Annotated in this window: 19 protein-coding genes and 1 riboswitch; of the genes, 18 read left to right on the top strand and 1 reads right to left on the bottom strand. The window is 39.6% G+C overall.

All coding sequences use genetic code 11. The features are described from left to right. The first annotated feature begins 422 nt into the window (after positions 1 to 422). The 3 genes from Ga0466249_RS21220 (at position 423) to Ga0466249_RS21210 (ending at position 4,009) form a co-directional block, all read left to right on the top strand. Positions 423 to 1,367, top strand: a complete 945-nt coding sequence (locus Ga0466249_RS21220) for a DUF6612 family protein (RefSeq protein ID WP_246588941.1) — start codon at positions 423 to 425, stop codon at positions 1,365 to 1,367. A 267-nt stretch (positions 1,368 to 1,634) separates the two neighbouring features. Next, positions 1,635 to 1,720: riboswitch (cyclic di-GMP riboswitch) on the top strand. 101 nt (positions 1,721 to 1,821) lie between these two features. After that, entirely contained in the window at positions 1,822 to 3,615 is a 1,794-nt protein-coding gene (locus tag Ga0466249_RS21215; RefSeq protein ID WP_215831492.1) for a sensor domain-containing diguanylate cyclase, read from the top strand. Between the two features lie 34 nt (positions 3,616 to 3,649). Further along, positions 3,650 to 4,009 carry an MmcQ/YjbR family DNA-binding protein gene (locus tag Ga0466249_RS21210; protein WP_215831491.1) on the top strand — a complete coding sequence of 120 codons (360 nt, stop codon included), beginning with the start codon at positions 3,650 to 3,652 and terminating at the stop codon, positions 4,007 to 4,009. Positions 4,010 to 4,128: 119 nt separating this feature from the next. Here Ga0466249_RS21210 and Ga0466249_RS21205 read toward each other — a convergent pair whose 3' ends face one another. After that, on the bottom strand, positions 4,129 to 4,872 hold the full coding sequence (locus Ga0466249_RS21205) for a MurR/RpiR family transcriptional regulator (RefSeq protein ID WP_215831490.1): 744 nt from the start codon (positions 4,870 to 4,872) through the stop codon (positions 4,129 to 4,131). 249 nt (positions 4,873 to 5,121) lie between these two features. On the opposite strand from Ga0466249_RS21205, the gene Ga0466249_RS21200 reads away from it, so the two are divergent. The 15 genes from Ga0466249_RS21200 to Ga0466249_RS21130 all read left to right on the top strand — a co-directional run bounded on the left by Ga0466249_RS21200 (position 5,122) and on the right by Ga0466249_RS21130 (position 23,639). Further along, complete coding sequence (locus Ga0466249_RS21200; protein ID WP_215831489.1) at positions 5,122 to 5,436, top strand: PTS lactose/cellobiose transporter subunit IIA; 315 nt, start codon at positions 5,122 to 5,124, stop codon at positions 5,434 to 5,436. Positions 5,437 to 5,469: 33 nt separating this feature from the next. Beyond that, a complete protein-coding gene (locus Ga0466249_RS21195; RefSeq protein ID WP_215831488.1) occupies positions 5,470 to 7,158 on the top strand; it encodes a PTS lactose transporter subunit IIBC in 1,689 nt (562 codons plus the stop codon). 25 nt (positions 7,159 to 7,183) lie between these two features. After that, the gene (gene lacG / locus Ga0466249_RS21190) at positions 7,184 to 8,620 is read left to right on the top strand and encodes a 6-phospho-beta-galactosidase (protein WP_215831487.1); all 1,437 of its coding nucleotides are present in this window, start codon (positions 7,184 to 7,186) and stop codon (positions 8,618 to 8,620) included. A 170-nt stretch (positions 8,621 to 8,790) separates the two neighbouring features. Beyond that, positions 8,791 to 10,230, top strand: a complete 1,440-nt coding sequence (locus Ga0466249_RS21185; RefSeq protein WP_215831486.1) for an S-layer homology domain-containing protein — start codon at positions 8,791 to 8,793, stop codon at positions 10,228 to 10,230. Between the two features lie 100 nt (positions 10,231 to 10,330). Then, complete coding sequence (locus Ga0466249_RS21180; RefSeq protein ID WP_215831485.1) at positions 10,331 to 12,193, top strand: glycosyl hydrolase 53 family protein; 1,863 nt, start codon at positions 10,331 to 10,333, stop codon at positions 12,191 to 12,193. Positions 12,194 to 12,477: 284 nt separating this feature from the next. Further along, positions 12,478 to 13,257 (top strand): acetolactate decarboxylase, encoded by a 780-nt coding sequence (budA, locus tag Ga0466249_RS21175; RefSeq protein ID WP_215831484.1) that lies wholly within the window; start codon positions 12,478 to 12,480, stop codon positions 13,255 to 13,257. A gap of 105 nt (positions 13,258 to 13,362) precedes the next feature. Further along, a complete protein-coding gene (locus tag Ga0466249_RS21170) occupies positions 13,363 to 15,363 on the top strand; it encodes a methyl-accepting chemotaxis protein (protein WP_215831483.1) in 2,001 nt (666 codons plus the stop codon). A gap of 293 nt (positions 15,364 to 15,656) precedes the next feature. Beyond that, positions 15,657 to 16,388 (top strand): GntR family transcriptional regulator, encoded by a 732-nt coding sequence (locus tag Ga0466249_RS21165; protein ID WP_215831482.1) that lies wholly within the window; start codon positions 15,657 to 15,659, stop codon positions 16,386 to 16,388. Positions 16,389 to 16,432: 44 nt separating this feature from the next. Then, the gene (nagE, locus tag Ga0466249_RS21160) at positions 16,433 to 17,818 is read left to right on the top strand and encodes an N-acetylglucosamine-specific PTS transporter subunit IIBC (RefSeq protein ID WP_215831481.1); all 1,386 of its coding nucleotides are present in this window, start codon (positions 16,433 to 16,435) and stop codon (positions 17,816 to 17,818) included. Between the two features lie 58 nt (positions 17,819 to 17,876). Beyond that, a complete protein-coding gene (gene murQ, locus Ga0466249_RS21155) occupies positions 17,877 to 18,755 on the top strand; it encodes an N-acetylmuramic acid 6-phosphate etherase (RefSeq protein ID WP_312889815.1) in 879 nt (292 codons plus the stop codon). After that, on the top strand, positions 18,752 to 19,888 hold the full coding sequence (gene nagA / locus Ga0466249_RS21150) for an N-acetylglucosamine-6-phosphate deacetylase (protein ID WP_215831480.1): 1,137 nt from the start codon (positions 18,752 to 18,754) through the stop codon (positions 19,886 to 19,888). Before murQ ends, nagA begins: the two co-directional genes overlap by 4 nt. A gap of 4 nt (positions 19,889 to 19,892) precedes the next feature. Further along, the gene (nagB, locus tag Ga0466249_RS21145) at positions 19,893 to 20,663 is read left to right on the top strand and encodes a glucosamine-6-phosphate deaminase (protein WP_215831479.1); all 771 of its coding nucleotides are present in this window, start codon (positions 19,893 to 19,895) and stop codon (positions 20,661 to 20,663) included. Further along, complete coding sequence (locus Ga0466249_RS21140) at positions 20,629 to 21,540, top strand: DUF7916 family protein (protein WP_215831478.1); 912 nt, start codon at positions 20,629 to 20,631, stop codon at positions 21,538 to 21,540. The genes nagB and Ga0466249_RS21140 overlap by 35 nt, the downstream gene beginning before the upstream one ends. A gap of 22 nt (positions 21,541 to 21,562) precedes the next feature. Continuing rightward, positions 21,563 to 22,039: a PTS sugar transporter subunit IIA gene (locus tag Ga0466249_RS21135; RefSeq protein ID WP_215831477.1), complete on the top strand. Its 477-nt coding sequence runs from the start codon at positions 21,563 to 21,565 to the stop codon at positions 22,037 to 22,039. 301 nt (positions 22,040 to 22,340) lie between these two features. Continuing rightward, the gene (locus Ga0466249_RS21130; RefSeq protein ID WP_312889814.1) at positions 22,341 to 23,639 is read left to right on the top strand and encodes a YlbE family protein; all 1,299 of its coding nucleotides are present in this window, start codon (positions 22,341 to 22,343) and stop codon (positions 23,637 to 23,639) included. Positions 23,640 to 23,662: the final 23 nt, after the last annotated feature.

Here is a 23,662-nt window from a genome sequence, read left to right as displayed (position 1 = left end):
TATTCCCTAGGATACAGGTTATAGTGATTTTCCAAAATATTTTACAAAAAATCACAAAAACTATGTTACACTTTCGCAGTTTTGTAATATTTATATATTAAAATTAAAAATTAAAAAAGGAAAAATATATATTTATACACGCACCAACCCGCTAAATATAAGGATTTTAAACAACACCCAATAACATAAGGGTTAAAAATTGTACAGACGCTATTACCACTCGCTACAAAATAATTATTATTTACCCAGTTGGAGAGATCTTAGCCAATTTTTTTATGAATATAGAGCTGTTAAAAAATATATAGGACCATTTATCCCATTGCGGGAAGATTGATTGTAAATCGTAGGGGGCTATTCTATACTAATACTGTATGGAAAGCAGTGGAATTTATAAAAGGGAGTTTGATGACGGGATGAGATTTATGCGAAAGATCAACTGGGGTTTGGCTTTAGTATGGGGGCTGTTGTTTATGGCAATGGGTAGTTCGCTCGTTTTTGCCTCTGAGAAGCTGTCGCCGGAAAAAGCGTATTTGAGCTATGTATACCAAAATATGATGGAAGTAAACAGTGTGCATTGTGATATAACGGTCCAAGCAGATACGACAATGGGACAAATGAAGGCAGTAATCAATGGCGATGTTCAGTCGAACCCGTTGGGTTATAAAAGTGATATAAGTATTTGGACTCGGGATATGAAGGATAAGGAAATGACCATTCCCATGAAACAGTATCTTGAAAGAAGCCCTAGTGGTTTAGTCGTTTATACAATGGTTAATGAAAAATGGTTTAAGCAGATTGTTCCTGAGTGGAGTCCTGTGAGTAAAAATGACCTTTCTGCAGATGAAAAAAATGCTGCTTGGGTGAATCTGCTGCAGATGATGAAATCTGTGAAGCTTCAGAAGGAAACACCCGCTTATAAGTATATAGATGTTACATTAGATAGTATGCAGATCAGTGATGCGATTGCTGCGGCTGTTAAAGAAAATAATGTACAGGAAAAAGATATATTGAGCATGACTGCGATCGGGCGGATGGCTTTGTTAGCTGTCGGCGATTTGACGTATACTGTTAAAATCGATAAGGCAACAAAAATGGTAACAGAAGTGGATATGGATTTGACAGATCCGATTCGCAAAGGAGCGAACTTGTTTTTAGATCTAGTGCATCCAAAAGATCGGGCGAAAATGGAAGACTTCTTAACAAACTCGACATTGAGTATGCAGATCGTTTATTCGAACTATAATAAGGTAGATCCCATCGTGATTCCTCAGGAAGTAAAGGATACGGCAAAGGAATACAAGGCACCAGTACGGAAGGCACATTCTAAACAGGTTAAGCCAAGCGGTGAAACAGTAACTCGTTTGTAAAAACTAAATTGATCAAAACTTACCGTTGTTTGGACCAACTATTTTGCCTAAAGAAAGTCATTCCAAGAAAATTCTATGTTGTGGGGTGACTCGTATTGAAAATTCAGAAAAAGTTCTGGCTTTCATTGTCTATTTGCTTGTTATGCAGTCGTTAATGTGGGAACCGGTCCGGAGGTAGACGGCAAGCCCACCTAGAATCTTAAATTCTAAGGCGAAAATAAAGAGGGTTTTATCGAAGTTTGTCGAAATACCAGACTTAGAAATATAATTGCAATTGGGTGAACCTTTTAAAGAAGAGGATGTAAAGTTATGGGGTTAAAGATTATTTAATTTATGTTTGCCAGGCTGTCAAAATAAAGGTATACCAGACGTTATTTGTCTGGTTTTTTGTTTTATTTCGATTAGATCAATTTCAAAAGCCGGATGATAGCCGACCTACATAGGGGGTATCCGTTTGAAAACAATAAATACATTTTATGAGGATTTTAACGGCTTATCAGAATTTGTTCGAAACAATCAAAATATTTTGCGTTCTAACGAGAACTCCGCTGTACTAGTGCAGGTTTTCAATGGCCAATGTGACCAAGAATTTTTCAAGCGATTGTTAGCAGAAATTGCTGAATTGGTTCCCGATGCTCTTATTCTTGGTACAACGACATCTGGTGAAATTATAAATGGACAAGTGAATGGACTCAAGACAGTTCTGTCTTTTTCGATTTTTAAACGGACTGTAGTTAAAGCAGGATTCTTTCCAAAAGGAAACCAAAATGATTTCGATTTGGGTCGTAAAATAGCCTCGACACTTGGTGGCGGTAAGGCGAAGCTATTAATTTTATTTGCTACAGGAAGGACGATGAATTCTACCGCTGTTTTAAAAGGGGTAGAATCGGTATTCCCTGGCTTGCCTGTTACTGGTGGTAATGCGGGTCATAACGCTCTTGGCTGCTTTGTTTCTTGTAACGGACAAATTACAAGTTACGGTGTTGTGGGGGTTGTACTAGAGGGGGAAAATTTAAAGGTTAGTTGTTATTCCCATTTAGGGTGGCAACCCATTGGCAAAGAAATGACTGTCACTAAGGTTGATGGTTTAAGGGTGTATACTATTGATAATATACCTGTTTATCAGATTTATCGGAAGTATTTAGGCTTAGATAGAATTGGTAATTTCTCTAACGCTGTGGAATATCCCCTCTTAGTCAATAGAAATGGATCCCTGCTGGCTAGAACACCAGATATTTACTATGAGGACGATTCAATTTCCTTCGTGGCAGAATTAGTTGAAGGGGAAAAAGTTCGCTTGAGTTTTGGTGATATTGGGATGATCTCGGAAGCGACAGTCAGTCTTTGTCAAGAGATTAGGCAACATCCCGCTGAAAGTGTTTTTGTCTATTCCTGTGAGTCGCGCAGAGGATTTCTACAGGAGCTTAGTAAGATTGAAACTGAGCCACTGCAAGAAATTGCGAACACATCCGGCTTTTTTACTTATGGGGAATTTTATTATAGCAACAAAACTAACCAAGTACTAAATGCTACGATGACAGTCGTAGTTCTTGCTGAAACAGCTGGAAAGGTATTGGAACATACGGTAACGCGAGGAGAGGAAAATTCCAGCGTAAGCTATAAATTTTCTAAAGATAAAATAGTCGAAAGAAGTTCTGGGGTTCTTAAGGCATTAACACATCTAATCAACACGGTGACCGACGAACTGGTTACTGCAAATGAGAAGCTGAAATATGCCGGCCAACATGACTCGTTAACAGGACTTTATAACCGTGCATTTTTTGAACAGGAAATGGAGTTTCTTGAGACACAAGACGGTCCAGTAGGTATTGTTGTCTGTGATTTAGACTGTCTTAAAGTGATAAATGATACTTTCGGGCATAGTTTTGGGGACCAAATGATTTGTAAGGCTGCAAATGTAATTACCGAAGCATGTCGCAAAGAGGATATTGTAGCTAGGATTGGGGGCGATGAGTTTGCTATAATAGTTACGAATGCTACGTTATCTGGACTAAAAAATATTCGCAAGAGAATTGTATCTATAGCGGCAAAAACTAGAAGCATACAACCTGAAAATCTTGTTTATCTATCCGTTGGCTTCGCTCTTAAGACAAGCGGTGGGGAAAAAAGCTTGGATGGTGTTTTTAAGATCGCTGATGCAAATATGTATAGTCATAAAATGAGAAATAAACAATATTCGAAAAAGACGATTCTAGGAAGAACTGCCTTTGTAAACAACGACTATTAAGGAATAGGCGAAGTCACTAAGGAAGGGTGAGAGAATGAACTCCAAAGTATTTTATAACTATTGCTTGGCCCAATTAGGTGCCGTCGAGGACTATCCTTTCGGACCTGACGTAATAGTGTTTAAAATTGGCGCTAAAATGTTTGCACTTATGTCTCGTAGGAATAACCAGGATAATCTTTCATTGAAATGTAATCCTCATTATTCAGAGATACTAAGAAAGCAGTATTCAAGTATAATTCCAGGGTACCACTTAAATAAGCGCTGCTGGAATACTTTAATTCTTGATGGCAGCATTCCGGAAAAAGAAATTAAGGCTTTAATAGAACATTCTTATGAGTTGGTATTTAAATCTCTTCCTCGTATGATGCGTGCAAAGTATCAAGACGATTTTTAATGTGTCTTATATCGAGAGTAAAAAAATTCTGTGCGTTCAGTTATGAATTCTTATCGGACAATAAAAAAGTGCATGAGATAATTGATTTTCAATATCTCGTGCACTTTTTTTATTGTTCATTATTTTTTTAGTGTTAGGTAGTCAATAATGATTCTTGATAATACATAAAGCGGAAAGCGAGAAGTTACGTCTACCTTTGTGATCGAAGTATGTTTATGTTTATATCCCCATAAGGAAATGTCGGACATTTTTGTCAAAGGGGAATTCTCAGCGGAAGTACAAGTAATTAATTTCGCTCCGATAGATTTTGCATTTTCTGCAGAAACAACTAATTCTTCTGTTGTTCCGGATAGTGAGAAAATAATCAGCAATTCATCGGATTTTATATCTGTGGAAACTTTCTTCATAATGGCTGCATCAGAAATCTGAAAAATATTAAATCCTAATAATTGCAATTTTAATGAAAATTCCTGCGCGACGAGTATGGTTAAGCCTCTAGATAGGATATAAATGCGTGAAGCGTTTTTGATCAATTCAATCGATTGGAGAATTTGATCAATTGATATGTGCTCAATTGTATTAGTTACTTCCAATAATGATTTTTTTAAGATTTCATTTACCTGAATGGAATTTTCCGATTCGGAATTTTTTCTGGATAGTAAATATCGTAATTCAGCAAAACCATCAATGCCGCATTTTTTTATGGTCCTAGAAACGGTTGCCGGAGAAGAAAAAGTCTGTTCAGCAACAGCTCCGATCGACATATTGGCTATCTTATCCGTATTTGCATTAATAAAGGTAATGACTTGTTTTTCTGTAGCTGTAAGCCTGTCGTAGCAGGAATGATTTATTTTTACTAACATAAATAAAAATCCCACCCTTTCCATTCATTCTAAGAATAAATAGGAAATTTGTCAATAAAAAGAAAATAATGAAAATTGTTTCAAAATTCGAAAACAAAAGTAAATTTGAACGCAATATAATATAAACAAAAGACAAAAAGATAATATTGACTGAAAAGGTGGAGTTGTCAGATGAATTTATTGAAAAATCGTGCAAAGCGGAATATCGTGACTAATTATAAAATTTACTAAATTGCGGAGGAAGATAAGATGACGAATGAAGAGATGGAAATGATAACTGTTGAGATTATAGCTTATGCCGGAGATGCAAGATCAAAATACATGGAGTCCTTAGCGGCAGCGAATAATGCGGATTATGACAAAGCAGAAAAACTGATTCTAGAAGGTAATGATCTGATTACGGAGGCGCATAATACGCAGACAAAGGTGCTTCAAATGGAAGCTTCCGGTGAAAAAATTAAGGTAAACTTTTTAACAGTTCATGCGCAAGATCATTTGATGACAGTAATGCTACTGCGAGACCTCGTCAAAAACTTTATCAATTTATATAAAAAAACAAATTAATTCAATTTCATAAAATAGGGCGGAGGATTAGGTATGGAAAGATTAATTCATTTAATTGAAACGATGAAACCGATGTTTGAAAAAGTTTCATATAATTCTTATCTGAGAGCGATTAGAGATGGATTTGTCAGTTGTATTCCCGTAGTTTTATTTTCAAGTATGTTCATCTTGGTTGCATGTGTTCCCAATATATTCGGCTATGTTTGGCCTGAAAATATCAGTCAGCTACTATGGAAAGCTTATAACTATTCCATGGGAATTCTGGCAGTGTTAATGGTGGCAACCATTGCGAAGAGTTTAACAGATAATTTTAATAATTTGTTGCCAAAATTGAGACAAATTAATTCGGTATCTGTCATGATTGTTTCCATTTGTTGTTTCCTTTTATTAAGTGTTGAGTCTATTAAAGGTGGATTTTCAAGTGAATATATGGGAACAAAGGGCTTATTATCAGCATTTGTTGTAGCTTTTATCATACCTAATATTTATAAATTTTGCGTGAAAAATAATATTACAATCAAAATGCCTGATGAAGTACCGCATAATATTTCGCAAACTTTTGCTGATTTAATTCCGTTGGCAGTATCGGTTTTATTCTTTTGGTTAGTTAGTATATTTTTTAAAGATCTTGTCGGTATGGGATTCAGTGCATGGATTTTGGAAGTATTTAAACCGTTGTTTACGGCGGCAGATGGATATATCGGTGTGGCAATTATTTATGGTGCAATGGCAATGTTCTGGTTTATCGGTATTCATGGTCCTTCTATTGTAGAACCAGCGGTAACAGCAATTTATATTGCCAATATTGAAGCGAACTTAAATTTGTTTCAGGCAGGCGAACATGCAACGAATGTATTGACGCATGGTACTTCTTATTTTGTTGCTACATTAGGTGGTACAGGTGCGACTTTAATGTTTGCAGCAATGTGTGCCTTTATTGCAAAATCGAAACAGTTAAGGGCAGTCGGAAAAACGTCTATTGTTCCAGTATTATTTGCTGTCAATGAACCAATTTTATTTGGCGCGCCCCTTGTATTAAATCCGGTGTTTTTTGTACCCTTTATCTGTGTGCCAATTTTGAATGTTTGGTTGTTTAAATTTTTTATCGAAAATCTGGGAATGAATGGTTTTGTTTATATTTTGCCATGGACGACGCCTGGTACATTGGGTTTGATCTTAGGTACTGGTTTTGCAAAATTGTCCTTTCTCTTAGCTCCGTTATTATTGTTTGTTGATACTGTGATTTATTATCCATTCTTCAAAGTATATGATAAGCAATTACTTGCAAAAGAAATTGAAAATAACGGTGAAATTCAAGCCAAAAATCTTGGAGCAGTGCAAGCTCTGACTGCTGCCGGGAAGCAATCGGTTGTGCAGGCAGCTGTTAGTGAAAATGCTGATCAACAGTTATCAGTTTTGGTGCTTTGTGCAAGTGGAGCAACAAGCAGTATGCTTGCAAAATCAATATCTAAAGGAGCAAAACAAAAAGGTGTCAATATGGATTCTATTGCGATGGCATATGGACAGCATAAAGAAAAAATCAATGACTTTGATCTAATTGTGTTAGCACCGCAAATGGCCTCGATGTACGATGAATTGAAACATGATTGTGATGCAGAAGGTACAAAGTCAGCCACAACTTCAGGCAAAGAATATGTCGAATTGACGAGAAATCCTGAAGCAGCATTGAACTTTGCATTAAAAGTAATTTATGAAAATTAGAATATAGATAAAGGTGGTCAATAAAATGAATTCATTTGCAGGTGATTTTATCTTTGGCGGTGCAACGGCAGCTTTCCAAGTCGAAGGTGCGACGAAAGAAGATGGCCGAGGTCCGTGTTGTTGGGATGAATATCTCAACAGACCGGATAGCCATTTCAATGGAGATAAGGCAAGTGATTTTTACCATAAATATAAAGAAGATCTTGAGCTGTCAAGAGAGTTTGGCGTTAATGGCATCCGTATTTCTATTTCGTGGAGTCGCATTATTCCAGATGGAACGGGTGAGCTCAATCCTAAAGGCATTGATTTTTATAATCGGCTTATTGATGAATGTATAAAAAACAATGTAGAACCCTTTGTTACGTTACATCATTTTGATACACCGCAAGCACTCTTTGAAAAGGGGGATTGGTTAAATCGGGATACTATGGAGCATTTTATTCGATATGCAAGAGTCTGTTTTGAACATTTTGGTGATCGCGTAAAAAAGTGGGCTACATTCAATGAGCCCTGGTCAATCGCACAAAATGGCTATATTATTGGAAATTTTCCACCTAGCATTCGCTATGATATCCCGAAAGCTGTTCAGATTATGCATAATTTAATGGTTGTACATGCTAAAGCGATCAACCTATATAAAAGCATGGATCTACCGGGCGAAATTGGTATTGTCCATACGTTGGAAGGCAAGTACCCGATCAGCGACAAAGCCGAGGACAAACGAGCAGCTTATCTGGATGATACTATTGCCAATAAATTTATGCTTGATGCCTGTTTTAAAGGTGAATATAGTGCAGATACCTTTGCGACGATCCAAGAGATTCTCGCAAAAAATCAGGGTAACTTTACGATTTATGATGGTGATATGGATATTATCCGTGAGGCTGCTAAAAAAATCGACTTTTTAGGAATGAATCATTATTCCAGTCATTTTTTACAGGCTTATGATGGTGAAAGCAAAATGCATCATAACGGAACAGGGGAAAAAGGTACAAGTGTATTTGCTCTACAAGGGATTGGCGCTCGCGTAAGCAATCCAAATGTTGAAACTACCGATTGGGATTGGCCAATTTTTCCGCAGGGTATGTATGATATGCTGCTTAGAATCAAACGAGACTACCCTAATTATAAAAAAATTTATATTGCAGAAAATGGGATGGGCTATAAAGATGATTTTATTAATGGAAAAATTAATGATACGCCGCGGATTGAATACATTAGAAAACACCTTGCTTATATTTTAAAAGCCATTGAGGACGGTGTGAATGTAAAAGGGTATTATGTGTGGTCGCTGATGGATGTCTTGTCGTGGTCAAACGGCTATAACAAACGCTACGGTCTCTTTTATGTAGATTTTAAGACCCAGCAGCGCTATCCGAAAAAAAGTGCCTACTGGTTTAAGAAAATTTCCGAAACGAAGCAGTTGATAAATTCCGATGATGTAAATTATTGGTATTTATAGGATTCTTGTCACCGAGGGTCAGTTAGGCACAACCCTTATCAACCTTAGTTAATTCATTGGTGTTAAGATAGGAGGCTGTTGTAAGGAGAGAAATATTGGAAACAAGGATAACAATGTTCCTGCTTCTGTCAGTTGACTCCAAACTAAATTATTCAGTAGGAGGCAATACAATGAAAAAAAAGTTACTTCTATCGGCAGTAATTCTAGGTGCTTTAAGTTTTTCCAGCGTTGTTTTGGCCGCGGCCAATCCGTTTACAAGTGTACCGAAAGACCATTGGGCTTATTCGGCGGTTGAAAAATTGGTACAAGCTGGTTTAGTTGATGGGTATGGTGACGCAGATTTCCGCGGGGAAAAAGCTATTAGTCGTTATGAAATGGCAGTATTGGTTGCTAAAGCGATGTCCAATGTCAATAAAGCAGATGATGCAAATAAAGTAGCTTTGGATCGTTTGTCAAAAGAATATTCCGATGAATTAAATAATATGGGAGTTCGCCTAAAAAAAGTAGAAGATAAAATGTCTTCTTTTAAATGGTATGGAGATACGCGCTTGCGCTATTATGAAAATAAAGATAACAAAATGAAACAAACGAATGACGGTCACCAATCCAATTCCAGTCAATTTGAAGAACGGTTACGGTTAGGCTTCTATGGCGAAATCAATGAGAATTTATCAGTAACAGGCCGAATGAAATATGAAAATGCAATAAGAGTAAATGATGGCTGGGGCGGCAAAAATCAAAACTTCAATTCATGGGATAATAGCTACAGAGACCAGAATTCATTTAGACTTGACATGATTAGTCTTGATTGGAACCATGCCGATACAAAAGTTTCGATTGGTCGTACAGAGGTAAACCTTGGTCAGGGTATTCTCTGGTGGGAGAATCAAGTCGACGGTATTTATGCAACCCATAAGTTTGGTGATAATGTTACTGTCTCTGCAGGCTGGGGCGATTTAGCTGCTGAAGGTTGGCAACCTGTGAATATGGGAGCCTTTATGGCCAATATTGATGTGGCTACAAGTGATGCTACGCATATTACTATCAGTCATTTGAAAACCAATGATAAATTAAAAACAAGTTCTACGGAATATCAGTATAAATGGGAGGACGTCGGGGGAACTTGGCTAAACATACCTGTACTTACCAATGTATGGACTGACCAGCCATATGCTTTTGACCAATATGCAGTAGGGTTCAATACACAGTTGAGTGACAAAGTAAATCTACTTGGTGAATATGTAAAGAATAACGCCGATATAAAGAGTACCACCGCCAATGGCGTTCAGGATCATGGATGGTGGACAAGATTGACCTATGGCAAGCAGGATTGGCGCACAGCAAATACCTGGAAATTGTATGCTGATTTTCTTAGCCTCGGCAATGACGCTGTAGATTCCGATTACTGGGGCCACAGATTGAATGTAGCAGGTGGTAATGGATTCAACGGTGCTGGTGATAAAGGCTGGGGGCTTGGTTTAAGTTATATGTTAGCAAGCTGTACGAATTTAGAATTAACTTACTACAAACTTAAACCATATGATGAAGGTAAAGCCGGTTTTAGCAAATATGAAGATGTAGCTTATGCGGCTTTAACTTTTAGCTTCTAATACATAGACGTAAAAAAAGTGAATTTTGTGTACAAGGCAGGTATATTTACGGAAAAGTAGTAACTGGTATATTTTTTAATAAAATATATGAGGTGAAGATATGAAGAAAAACAAATTGGTTTCACTTATGCTCTCGACATTAATGATAGGCACAATCATGTTTAGTGCACCGAATGCAGAAGCTGCAATTCATGTAAATCCAATCGATGGTATTCGTCCTGACTTCATCAAGGGTGCAGATATATCGATGTTAAAGGAGATTGAATTAAAAGGTGGCAAATTTTACGATCAAGGAATAGAAAAAGATTGCTTAGATATTTTACAACAACACGGTATCAACTGGGTTCGCTTAAGAATCTGGAACAATCCGATAGTCAATGGCGTTGAGGTCGGCGGTGGTAATAGTGATGAAGCCAAGGCATTGGAGATGGCAGCACGGGCAAAAGCTAAAGGTATGAAAGTGCTAATTGACTTCCATTACAGTGATTTCTGGGCTGACCCCGGTAAACAAAATAAACCGGCAGCCTGGGCAAATGATAACGCGCAACAACTTGCAGATGATATATATCAATATACTAGCAAAGTTATGAAAGATTTTGCAGCCGAAGGTATTGAACCAGATATGGTGCAAATCGGTAATGAAATTAACAACGGGATGTTATGGCCAGAAGGTAAACCGGTAAGTTCCGAAGGTTATAAAAATCTTGCCAATATGATTCGTCAAGGATTAAAAGCTGTTCGTGACAATGACCCAGACAGAAGTATCAAACTTATGATTCATTTGGCAAATGGTGGCGACAATGGTTTATATCGCAGTTTCTTCGATTCTTTGATTTTAGAAAACAAGGTAAATGATTTTGATGTTATCGGACTTTCTTACTATCCATTCTGGCATGGCAAAATGGAACAACTTGAATCCAATATGAACGATGTCAGCACTCGTTATAATAAAGATGTTGTTGTCGTAGAAACAGCGCTTGGCTTTACGAATGATAACGGCGATTTTCAGAAAAATTGCTATGGTCCAAACGAAGAACGACTTGGCGGGTACAAGAGCAGTGTACAAGGTCAAGCAACTGGAATTAGAAACATCATGGAAGCTGTAAGTAAAGTAAATAATAAACGTGGTATAGGTGTATTCTACTGGGAACCAGATTGGATTCCAACACCAGGTGCAGGCTGGAAACATGGTGAAGGTGATGAATGGGATAACCTTGCAATGTTTGATTTCCAAGGCAATGCATTAGAATCTCTTGATATATTTAAGCTTGTATCTGATCCAAACAATCACTTCGTGCAAGCGACTGTGAAAGAACTAGAACCAGCAGATGTTACTGGTAATATTGGCGTACCAACAGAATTACCAAAAGTGATCGGTGCTGTTTATACAGATGATTCGGTAAAAGAGCTTCCTGTTTCTTGGGAGAATGCAAAACTAGTATATGATGCTGTAGGTAACTATCGAGTGAGTGGTACAGTTCTTGGTACAGATCAAGCAGCAATTACTAAAATCAATGTTATTAACAAGGTGAATCTTGTTAAAAATGGTGACTTTGAAACGGGTGATTTGAGTCAATGGACAATTAAAGGTGATGTTAGTGCAGTTAACAATTCAAGTTCCGCGGGAGATGTTCGCGGTAAGAGTGCAATGCACTACTGGGCTGATAAGCCGTTTGCTTTTATTGCTACGCAGACAATTACCGGCTTAAAGAATGGAAAATATACGCTATCGTGTTGGACTCAAGGTGGTGGCGGTGAAAAAGCCATTCAGCTGTTTGCTAGTGATTATGGCGGCGATAAAATGACAACTGCCATTATTAATGATGGTTGGAATAAGTGGCATCAATGGGTTATTAAAGATATTCATGTTACTAATGGCAAATTAACCATTGGTCTCGATAATCAAGCAAATGCAGGAAATTGGGGTTCCTTTGATGATGTAGAACTGTATGCTGAAGAGTAATCTCTTGACATAATTTTAAGCCGCTGCTGGGTACAAAAATGTACTTGGTAGCGGCTTACGTGTTGAAGAACAAAAACAGCGGTTTCGGAGTACAAAGTAGAAATATGACAATAGTCCCTTTTTTTGTTTAAAAAGGAAATATAAGAGGATTTAACCCCAAAAAACAGAAAATAAAATAAAATAATGTTTTATTCTACTCTTTCTGCTTCTTGGAGAATGGCGGTGAATCGTGTTTTATAAGAAGTAAATTTAGTCAATTATGTAAAATGGAGATGATGAATTAAATGAAGTTGTTTAATCGCATTGCTATTTTTGTTATCGGATTATTGTTTTTTACTGCTATTGCTAGTGCGCAAGCGCAAAATTCATTATATCAAGTTTCGACAATAAACGCTTTACTGCAAGGAGTTTATGATGGAGAAGTTACAATTAAAGAATTAAAACAGCATGGTAGTTTTGGCATTGGTACACTGGAAAGATTAGATGGGGAAATGATTGCTTTAGGTGGAAATTTTTATCAAGTAAAATCTACCGGAGAGGTTGTTTTGGTTAATGATCAGGTAAAAACCCCTTTTGCAACTGTTATGGATTTTGTTCCGGAGCGGACGGGAGAAATTCATGATATACAAAATTTTAATGAATTAGAAAAAGCTTTGGACTCTATTATTCAAGATCGAAATTATATTTATGCCATTCGTATTGATGGGGTATTTAGCGGAAAGACTCGCAGTATTCCAGGCAAAAGCAAACCTTATCCATCATTGACGGAAGCTGCAAAAACACAGTCTGTTTTTGATATTCAAAATACACCGGGAACCATTGTTGGCTTTTGGTGCCCGCAATATGTTAATGGAATTAATGTAACTGGCTATCATTTGCATTTTATTTCCGATGATCGGAAGTCCGGGGGTCATATTTTAAGCGGTGGCGTACAAGCTGGTAAAGTTCAAATTGCCCGTATTACCAATTTTGAAATGGTTTTACCTAGCAGTGATGCATTTCAACAAGCTGCGTTAAATAAAGATTACAGCAAAGAACTAAATGGGGTTGAAAAATCAAAATAGTTAGGAGCGGTTGGTCTTTAGTAACAGAGACCAACCGTACTAATTTATTTAAAGCGGAATTGTGCTATTCAGTGGAGCTGATACGGTTTACGAGGAGGTTTTTGGATGAAGAGCTTGCGCATGCAATTATTAGTACCCATTATTAGCACTATTGCTGTCATTTTGCTGTGTGTCATGGCCATTTCGTATTGGAACACATCGAAAATTCTTCAGACAAATTTAGAAGAACGCTTTCAGATTCAGACGCAACAATTGGCAAATGCTTTTGATATAAGGATGCAACGTGAAAAAACGATTATGGATTCTTTTGGCAAGCAAGGTGCGGCTCAATTTGTTCATTTACAGTCCGACACACAGTTACAGTTTGCTTTTACAAAACGCATGCATGACGATTATTCTCATTGGAATCCGGTTAGCTTTTTGCCTGACTTATCCGGCAAGAATGCGGCTACAAGTGCGGGAAAATTAGTTGATGCATCGAGTTTAGCTTATGTAAAAAGACTTCCCGAGGGAAAGACATTCTTGGATAATCCGATTGTCTCTGTGACTACGGGCCAAACAATTGTGGTAGGTGCTGCTCCTGTATCAGTGAATAATCATGTGATTGGTGCGGTAGTTGGTGGTATTCCACTTGAAGAATTCACCAAAGGATTTAGTGAAACAAAAATTGGTCAAGCTGGTTATTGTATACTAGTAGCTCCTGATGGAATGATTGTTAGTCATCCCAAGGAAGACCTTATCATGAAGAGCAGTATTAAAGATTTTGGCAATGAACAGTTAACGCAAGCGATGGAGAGTATCCACCAGGGGAATAAGGGATATATTATTACACAAATTGATGGTATTGAGTCCATTGTCGCGTTTGTCCCTACCCAGGATAAATGGGGAGTCTTTACGGTTGCTCCGACTGCACAGGAATTTGCGCCGATAAAACAGCTTACGTGGTTGTTTGTTGTGCTCTTTTTTATCGGTTTAGGGTTAGCGGGCTTTATTGTAAATGTTATTGCGGGGCGGATTGTACGGCCCATTAGGGAAATGTCGGAATATGCCAGTGCAATTGCTCAAGGCGATTTGACCAAGTCTACTTTGGAAACAATTGATCGCTCTAATTATCAGGCGAAAGATGAAGTAGGTATTTTGCATATGGCTATGCTCCAGATGCGAGAAAAGCTATGGGCGTTGATTAGCAAGGTTAGTGAATCAGCTAGTCATACTGCGACTTCCTCTTTGCAGTTGAAAGAAAGCGCAAATCAGTCGGCGCAGAGTGCAACTCAAGTGGCAGAAGCGGTTACCAAAGTTGCGACAGAAACGGTACATGGACAAAAGGCTATGGATAAGGTGTATACGACATTTGATGGTTTCATGCAAGAAATTAATGCCATGAAGAGCAATACGGAAGATGTTAATAGTTCTGCCAGCCTTGCAGTGGAACGTACTGCGAAAGGGACTGAAACGGCCCAAGCTGCTAGGGTGCAGATGGAAAACATCAATGCAAGTACGAAAAATGTAAGTGAAACTGTCGTTAAATTATCAGGGGGAACAACGAAAATTGGTGAAATTGTCAATATGATTTCTAGTATTGCTGCCCAGACCAATTTATTAGCGCTAAATGCTGCGATCGAGGCGGCACGGGCTGGTGAACAAGGACGGGGATTTGCTGTAGTTGCCGACGAAGTTCGGAAACTTGCGGAACAGTCGCAGGATTCGGCAAGTCAGATTATTGTATTGATAGAAGAAATCAAGCAAGGTGTGAGTGATGCTGTGACGGCAGTTGATCAATCATCTAGCGATGTCTCTTCAGGTATGAAACATGTTAATGAAGCAGAGGCGCATTTCGTGGAGATTTCGGATTTAATCAAAAATGTACAGCAAAAAACTTCACAGGTATTATCACGTGTAGATACGTTATTTGCTAATGGTCATATTGTAGAAGATGCTTCGAAGGAAATTAATCACGTTATGAATGAGACTGCGGCCCATACACAAACTGTTTCTGCGGCAACAGAAGAACAATCCGCATCCATGCAGCAAATTGCCGCTTCAAGTGATGATTTAGCACATTCAGCAAACGAATTAAAAGAGAGTCTAAATAAATTTCGTATATAGATTAAGTTTTTGCAATAAGCTCGTCATCCACAGAAAGAAAAACGGTTAGTAAGCAGAAACCACTTGAATTCACGATAGTGGTTTCTTGCTTTTTACAAAAAAGCAAGAGATTTTATCAACAAAAATTTACCTGTTGAATTTAATTGTAGGGGAAAGTAAAAAGGATATCAGGGCATTGACTTTTTAGAATAATTTAACTATAATGGAAAAAAAGAATAGTGGTATATACAACATGATAACATATTGTTATGCTATATATGTCATGTGCTAATTTAACTGCAGGGAGGCTTCGTATGAAGAAAGTTGACAAAGAGTCACCGTTACCATTATATTACCAGCTAAAACAAATTATCTGTGAGCTCATTGAAAATGATGAATTAAAAGCCAATGATGCGATTCCATCTGAACGAGAACTCTGTGAATACCATGGTGTAAGTCGTATGACTGTGAACAAGGCTATTATCAGTTTGGTCAACGAGGGCTTGGTTTATCGGGAACAAGGGAAAGGGACGTTTGTCTGCAAAGCGAAGGAAAAACAGCAGTTATCTAATTTATTGGGTTTGACTGAAGAAATGCGCCTGCGGGGCTTAACCGTTGATACAAAAATATTATCTTTCAAGAAAAAACCAGCGACTAAAAAAATCCAGAAGGCTTTATTGATGAATGAAAGGCGGGATGTTTTTGAAATTACCCGCTTGCGCTGTGTTTCTGGGGAACCTTATTCTTTGGAGACTGCCTATATACCCGTGAATTTATGCAGCGAACTAAATGCTGAGATGATTCAAAATAAGTCTTTATATGAAGTACTTTCTGCGCATTTTGGCTTAGAGGTAGAGTATGCGTATCAAACGATTGAGCCGATATTAGTTAATGATTATGAAAGCAATATGTTAGAGGTGGAGAAAAATGCATTGGCCTTACTGTTTTCACGACAGACTTATCTTAAAAATGATATTCCAATTGAGGTAACGAAGGCCATTTACCGGGGAGACAGATATAAGTTTGAAGTTTCTTTAAGGCGTTAATTACACCGGGGTGTGTATAATAAAGCGAAAAGGGAGGACTTATAATGTTTAATTGGCTGGGAAATCTTCAAAAGATAGGTAAAGCCCTCATGTTACCTGTTGCCGTGTTACCTGCAGCGGCCTTGTTGCTCCGGTTCGGAGCGAAAGATGTATTCAACATTCCGTTTGTTATGCAGGCTGGTTCTGCTGTGTTTGATAATTTGGCCTTACTATTTGCCATTGGTATTGCTGTAGGTTTGGCTCGAGATAATAATGGGGCGTCAGGGCTGGCTGGCGCAGTTGGTTATTTGGTGCTGACTAATGGTTTAAAAGCCATTAATGCTGATCTGAATATGAGCGTATTGGCTGGTATTATCAGTGGTATATTAGCCGGTTATATTTATAATAGATACCACGACATTAAGCTTCCGGAATTTCTGGGTTTTTTCGGCGGACGAAGGTTCGTGCCGATAGCGACTGCTGCATCGGCGATTGTTCTGGCAGGAATATTTGGGGTCATATGGGCACCTATTCAACAAGTCATTCATGCGATAGGTGAGTGGATTATTGGTGCTGGCGCATTTGGTGCGTTCGTATTTGGGTTATGTAACAGATTATTGATTCCAGTTGGGCTTCACCATATTTTAAATAGTTTTGTGTGGTTTGTATTTGGTGGCTTTACTGACGCGGCAGGTAAGGTGGCAACGGGAGATTTGAATCGCTTTTTTGCCGGTGATCCTACTGCCGGGCATTTTATGGCAGGATTTTATATTATTTTCATGTTCGCGTTGCCTGCTGCAGCTTTTGCTATTTATTCTACAGCTAAACCAGAAAATCGCAAAAAAATATTTGGTATGATCTTTTCGGTTGCCTTTACTGCATTTCTTACGGGGATTACTGAACCGTTAGAATTTATGTTTATGTTCTTAGCACCCCTGTTATATTTATTCCATGCGGTAATGACAGGAATTGCAATGGCTGTCGCTTATTACTTTGGAATCTTGCACGGCTTTGGTTTTTCGGCTGGATTGATCGATTATTTGTTAAACTGGGGATTGGCAACAAAACCGCTATTACTCATCCCAATTGGGCTAATATTTGCGGCAATTTACTATGTCGTTTTTGTCTGGGCCATTAAGACTTTCGATATTCCGACGCCAGGGCGCTATGATGAAGAGGATGAGCAGGTGAATTTGTCTGACGCCAATCTTAGTGAACTGTCAGTACAGATGCTGATGGCATTAGGGGGAGCTGCAAATATCGAATCCTTGGATTCTTGTATTACTCGCCTGCGCATGACCGTAAAAGACACGGAGGTTATTGACGAAAGTAAAATCAAGGGGCTAGGTGCCAGCGGGCTGATTAAGCGTGGTAACATTGTGCAGGTAGTTGTGGGTACAAGAGCCGAGTTACTTGCCGACGAGTTGAAAGCACTCATGAAGGAAAAATGAGCTAACTGCAATAGCTGTAATCTATGATTCAAAAATAAAATACCCACGGAGGCAGTTTGTGAAAGACCACAAGACAAATTTTTGGTATGTTGATGAGGTTTCTACTGACGATATGGTTAAGTTATTTAATGAACAAGATAAGACTGTGGCCTATGCTGTTGAGAAGACTCTGGGCATCGTTGCTGCTGCAGTGGAAATGATTGTTAAAAAACTCAGGCTAGGTGGACGACTGTTTTATTTGGGTTCGGGAACGTCTGGAAAAATCAGTGTTTTAGATGCGACTGAATGTCCACCCACTTTTGGGATTGATGATGGTGTGATTATTGGTATCATATCAGGCGGTATTCCTGCTTTATATGGCTGGCACGAAGAAACCGAAGATACGGAAGAAGCAGCTGTGCAAGATTTGAAATCCTACAATTTTTCTGCTGCCGATGTTTTGGTAGCTGTTAGTGCCAGTGGTAATACTCCTTACGTTTTAGCGGCTGCACGTTTTGCTGGTCAACTAGGCGCAACAACCATCGGTTTATGCTGTTCACCCGATGGCTTGCTTGACACGCTAACCGAGTTGTGTATTACTATTGATGTGGGGCCAGAAGTGATTTTAGGCTCCACCCGCCTTAAAGCGGGTACAGCACAGAAAATGGTTCTTAATATGCTATCTTCGGGTGCGATGATTCGAATGGGAAAGGTTTATAAAAATCTCATGGTTGATGTACGGCCCATCAATAATAAATTAAGGCAGCGCGTAAAAGATATGGTTGCTGCGACTACAGGAAAGAAAGAGTCTTTAGTGACGCAAGCGTTAACTGATTCAGCAGGAAATGCCAAAACCGCTATTTTAATGCTAACGTTAGACATTGATGCTGCAACTGCTCAAAAGTTGCTTGAAAAACATCATGGATATTTACGACAAACAATCGAGGATGAACAATGAAAGCAATTGTAAAGGCTCAGATCATAACCACTCAGAAAATTTTGCAAAATTATGCTGTGATTTTTGACGACAAAATTACTCATATCATACCGGAAGAAGCGCTAATCCACTATGATGTGAGTGAGAAAATTAACGCGCAGGGCTTATATTTATCAGCCGGATTCATTGATATTCATGTCCATGGCTGCGCTGGAATTGATACCATGGATGAACGCGCCGATGGAATAACACTACTCAGTGAAAGACTGGCGCAAACCGGAGTAACTGCTTTCTTGCCGACGACCATGACAATGCGATTTGACCAAATGGACAGGACCTTCATTCGTATTCGGACGGCAATGGGAGATGCTCCTGGCGCTCAAGTCCTCGGTTGTCATTTAGAAGGCCCCTTTATTAACAAAAGTTTCAAAGGTGCACAGGATTCGGCATATATTCTTCCACCTGATTTTGGTAAGATTAAAGATTACGTCGATGTGATAAAAATAATTACCATGGCTCCAGAATGGCCCGATAGTGCCGTATTTATTCGTCGTTGCATCGACAAGGGAATGACGGTTGCTCTAGGGCATAGCGCTATTTCTTACGAAGAAGCTATGGCTTCGATTAAGGAGGGGGTTTCCCATATCACTCATATTTTTAATGCCCTCACTCCTTTTCATCATCGGCACCCCGGCGTTGTGGGTGCTGCGGCAGACAGTGATGTGACGTGTGAACTGATTGCTGACAATATTCACGTGCATCCGGCTGCGCAGCGGCTATTACTAAAGATCAAGGGTTTTGATAAAATCATTTTGATTACGGATGCGATGAGAGCGAGTCTGATGAGTGATGGGAAATATGATTTTGGTGGACAAATTGTAATGGTTCAGGATGGGAAGGCCCGACTCGCCAGTGGTGTAATTGCCGGCAGTGTACTTACTTTAAATCAGGCAGTTTTTAATTTCAAACAGACCAGCGGTCTTGATTTGGCAAAAGTGATCTCCATGGTTACCGTTAATCCAGCCAAACGCCTGGGTATTGCTGAACGCAAGGGAAGTATCGCTGTCGGGAAAGATGCCGACATGGTGATTTTTGATGACACTCTGGCGATTCACATGACAATTGTCCGGGGAAAAACGATTTATAGGAGGTGAAGCCATGCGTATCGTTATTGCCAAAAGTTATGAAGATATGAGTGCCAACGCGGCAAGGATGGTAGCAGGTCAGCTTTACTTAAAACCGAACAGTGTTCTGGGGCTGGCCACAGGCAGTACTCCGCTCAACATGTATCAAGAATTGATTAAAATACATCATGAAGTCAGTCTTGATTTTTCCGAAGTGGTAACATTCAATTTAGATGAATATCTGGGCTTGAAACCGGAAGATGAAAACAGCTATCATTTTTACATGTTCCAGAATTTTTTTAAACATATTAATATCCAGAGGAATAACATCTATATCCCGAATGGATTGGCTCAGAATATTCCTGCAGAGTGTCAAGACTATGAGCGTAAAATTCAAGAACAGGGCGGTATTGATTTGCAGGTTCTAGGAATCGGTGTAAACGGACATATTGGCTTTAATGAACCGGACATAAATTTTGAAGCTGTTACGCATAAAGTTAAACTGGATGAGGAAACAATTAATGTAAATGCCCGATTCTTTGCGAATATTGAAGAGGTTCCTCGTTATGCTATCAGTATGGGGATTAAAACAATTATGAATGCAAAAAAAATATTGTTGTTGGCAAACGGTGTAAGTAAGGCTGAAGCTCTTTACCGCACAATCTACAAGGGGATCACTCCCGAGACACCGGCGTCCATTCTGCAACTTCATCCAGATGTTACGATCATAGCGGAAGAGGGGGCAGCAAAATTATTGAGGAGTGCGACACATGATAGAACGAATCTTGGATTTGCATCCGAATGAATTAATTAAACTTAAAGGAATTAATCTCTTGAGTAGTATACGTGCTGCAGCGGGACGGACAATGGTGTGTGAAGTCATTTGTCCAGTTATGCCATTGCTTTATGATGTGACGAATGCTGAACTAGCGGCTAGTATGGGAGCAGATATTATTTTATTGAACTTATATGATGTACTTTCTCCAGCGGTGTTTGGTGTGACACCAGCTGCCGGAGAAAGCGTGATACAGGCCCTACAGCGTTTGGCAGGCCGGGTCATCGGTATTAATTTAGAACCTTTTGATTCTAGCTGTATCTCACAAGCCGATTTCCCGGTAACGGAAGGACGGCGAGCAACGCGGAAAAATGCGAGGCTGGCCTATGAGCAGGGTGTTCAACTGATTACTGTGACAGGAAATCCCAAGACGGGTGTATCCAATGCGAGCATTTGCCAAGCCATCGCTGAAATAAAGGATGAATTAGGTGATGAAGTGGCAATTATTGCTGGAAAAATGCATGCAGCCGGAGTAGAAGGCGAAATGTCTGAATCCATACTAACCGAGAAAGTAGCCGCAGACTTTCTTGCTGCAGGTGCTGATGTAATTTTAGTACCAGCGCCTGGAACGGTTCCAGGGATTACGGTAGAAAAGGTAACAAGGATTAGTGAGTTGGCCCATAAACGAAAGGCATTAATTATGACTACTGTGGGGACTTCCCAGGAGGGGGCCGATCGCCACACAATTTCCACCATTGCCTTGCAGTCGGTAATGGCTGGCGCAGATATTCATCATATGGGGGATTCGGGTTATGTGGGAATTTCCATTCCGGAGAATATCTTAACCTATTCAATGGCGATAAGAGGTAGACGGCATACTTTTAAGCGTATGGCGATGCGTATATAATAGAATAGCAGGTGAAATGGATATGTTCAATTTTTTTAACCAGAAAAAAGATCTTATTTTAGTTGCGCCTATAAAGGGACGGATTATCGATATTGCCGATGTGCCTGATGAAGCTTTTTCGCAAGGAATGGTTGGGGATGGCGTGGCAATTGAGGTCCTGGATAATGTCGTTGTAGCTCCTTGTGATGGTGAGGTCGTGTTTATACCCAAAAGCCTTCACGCCATAGCACTTCAAACGCCTGGCGGGATTGAAATACTGATTCATGTGGGTATAGATACGGTAGAATTAGCGGGAAAAGGGTTTACGGCATTGGTTAAGATCGGCGATAAAGTGAAAACAGGCGATGCCTTATTAACGTTTGACCCGAGTTACATTCAAAGCCAAGGTAAATCACTCCTGAGTCCTGTTGTGCTTACAAATATGGCTCAACGGGTTGGAAAAGTGAACAAATATTATGCTGCGAGCGATGGAATGATTATGAGAGTGACACCTAAATAAAAATTGTAACAAAAAAGCAAGAAGCCACTATGAATTCACGCATAGTGGTTTCTTGCTTTTTTAGGCTGCTTTTTTGTACTTTTTTTTGATCCTCCTTAATAAGTTAGGACTAGAAGGAGTGTGAAATCATTCCGAGGGACGTTATCTAGAGAGTATTTCCTATGTCTAAGGTACAGATAATGATAAGCAAAATGGGGGCTACCAAGAAATCAAACTTGCCGCAGTGGGTGTTACTCTAGCCCAGACAAATGCTAGAGCAGCGTTACTTGCAGCGGCTATTGTTGATCAGGGGGTGTAAGCGGTGGATCAGATCAAGAATCATGCGCTTATTCGTGCGCTGGACAAATTGCTTGATAATGAAAAAATCGATGCAGCTAATCAAGTGGCCGTAGAAAGACTAATGAACGCTCGGCCTGTCCTCGTTGACATTGATTCAGCTCTCAATGTTATCCCAGGCATGACGAAAAAAACTATCCTTCATGCGGGTCCGCCGATTAGCTGGGAGCGAATGGCCGGGCCCATGAAAGGGGCCATTATTGGGGCGCTGTTATATGAAGGGGTGGCGAAAAATCCGAAGGAAGCCGAAAAATTGGTGCTGTCAGGTGCTATTAAGTTTTCCCCCTGCCACGAACATCGGGCAGTAGGCCCGATGGCTGGTATTATTTCTCCATCCATGCCTGTGCAGATTATTGAAAATAAGACGCATGGCAATTTTAGTTATGCCACACTTAATGAAGGATTAGGCAAGGTGCTGCGATTTGGTGCCTATTCGGATGAAGTGATTACACGGTTGCGGTGGATGGAATCAGAACTTGCGCCAGCGTTAAAAGCGGCCATTTTATTATCAGGCGGGATTGATTTAAGAAGTTTGATTGCTCAGGCTCTTCATATGGGCGATGAGTGTCATAATCGGAATAAGGCAGCAACAAGCTTGTTTATTCGCGAAATTGCACCTTACTTAGTGAAGGCTGATTTGCCGCGTGCCATGATTAGTCGCGTGTTGGAATTTATTCACTCCAATGATCATTTTTTTCTCAATCTGTCTATGTCGGCTTGTAAGGCATCTCTTGATGCAGCACAAGGGGTTGCCAATTCTACGATGGTTACAACGCTTTGCCGTAATGGTGTTGATTTTGGCATTCGTGTCAGCGGTTGTCCAGGTAGTATGTGGTTTACGGGTCCTGCACTTTATGTGAAGGGGCTGCTTTTTCCTGGTTTTACTGCAGAAGATGCTAATCCTGATTTGGGTGATAGCGCTATTATAGAGACAAGTGGTATTGGTGGCTTTGCCATGGGGGGGGCTCCGGCCATCGTTCAGTTTATTGGCGGTACTGTGACTGATGCGCTTAATTACACGACAAAGATGTATGAGATTACGATTGCTGAAAATACCCATTATTCTATTCCTAATCTCAATTTCCGCGGCACACCCACAGGCATTGATGTGCGTAAAGTGATTGAAACAGGACTACTGCCGACCATTAATACAGGCATTGCTCATAAAGAGGCCGGTGTGGGTCAAGTCGGTGCTGGAGTGGTGACCCCGCCGTGGGAGTGTTTTGAAACGGCTTTATTGGCGTTAGCTGAGCGTATGAAGTAAGAGGCAGTACTTGTAAGCATAAA

The sequence above is a fragment of the Pelorhabdus rhamnosifermentans genome, assembly GCF_018835585.1.
In the GTDB taxonomy this organism is placed as follows: domain Bacteria; phylum Bacillota; class Negativicutes; order UMGS1260; family UMGS1260; genus Pelorhabdus; species Pelorhabdus rhamnosifermentans.
This window is presented reverse-complemented; position numbering and strand designations above follow the sequence as displayed.

Excerpts from the sequence above, each read along its gene's own strand:
- Ga0466249_RS21205 (WP_215831490.1), bottom strand. The coding sequence starts at position 4,872 with ATGTTAGTAAAAATAAATCATTCCTGCTACGACAGGCTTACAGCTACA.
- Ga0466249_RS21170 (WP_215831483.1), top strand. The coding sequence starts at position 13,363 with ATGAAGAGCTTGCGCATGCAATTATTAGTACCCATTATTAGCACTATT.
- nagB (WP_215831479.1), top strand. The coding sequence starts at position 19,893 with ATGCGTATCGTTATTGCCAAAAGTTATGAAGATATGAGTGCCAACGCG.
- Ga0466249_RS21185 (WP_215831486.1), top strand. The coding sequence starts at position 8,791 with ATGAAAAAAAAGTTACTTCTATCGGCAGTAATTCTAGGTGCTTTAAGT.
- Ga0466249_RS21180 (WP_215831485.1), top strand. The coding sequence starts at position 10,331 with ATGAAGAAAAACAAATTGGTTTCACTTATGCTCTCGACATTAATGATA.
- Ga0466249_RS21140 (WP_215831478.1), top strand. The coding sequence starts at position 20,629 with ATGATAGAACGAATCTTGGATTTGCATCCGAATGAATTAATTAAACTT.
- Ga0466249_RS21165 (WP_215831482.1), top strand. The coding sequence starts at position 15,657 with ATGAAGAAAGTTGACAAAGAGTCACCGTTACCATTATATTACCAGCTA.
- Ga0466249_RS21220 (WP_246588941.1), top strand. The coding sequence starts at position 423 with ATGCGAAAGATCAACTGGGGTTTGGCTTTAGTATGGGGGCTGTTGTTT.
- budA (WP_215831484.1), top strand. The coding sequence starts at position 12,478 with ATGAAGTTGTTTAATCGCATTGCTATTTTTGTTATCGGATTATTGTTT.
- Ga0466249_RS21135 (WP_215831477.1), top strand. The coding sequence starts at position 21,563 with ATGTTCAATTTTTTTAACCAGAAAAAAGATCTTATTTTAGTTGCGCCT.
- Ga0466249_RS21210 (WP_215831491.1), top strand. The coding sequence starts at position 3,650 with ATGAACTCCAAAGTATTTTATAACTATTGCTTGGCCCAATTAGGTGCC.
- Ga0466249_RS21195 (WP_215831488.1), top strand. The coding sequence starts at position 5,470 with ATGGAAAGATTAATTCATTTAATTGAAACGATGAAACCGATGTTTGAA.
- Ga0466249_RS21200 (WP_215831489.1), top strand. The coding sequence starts at position 5,122 with ATGACGAATGAAGAGATGGAAATGATAACTGTTGAGATTATAGCTTAT.
- nagA (WP_215831480.1), top strand. The coding sequence starts at position 18,752 with ATGAAAGCAATTGTAAAGGCTCAGATCATAACCACTCAGAAAATTTTG.
- nagE (WP_215831481.1), top strand. The coding sequence starts at position 16,433 with ATGTTTAATTGGCTGGGAAATCTTCAAAAGATAGGTAAAGCCCTCATG.
- lacG (WP_215831487.1), top strand. The coding sequence starts at position 7,184 with ATGAATTCATTTGCAGGTGATTTTATCTTTGGCGGTGCAACGGCAGCT.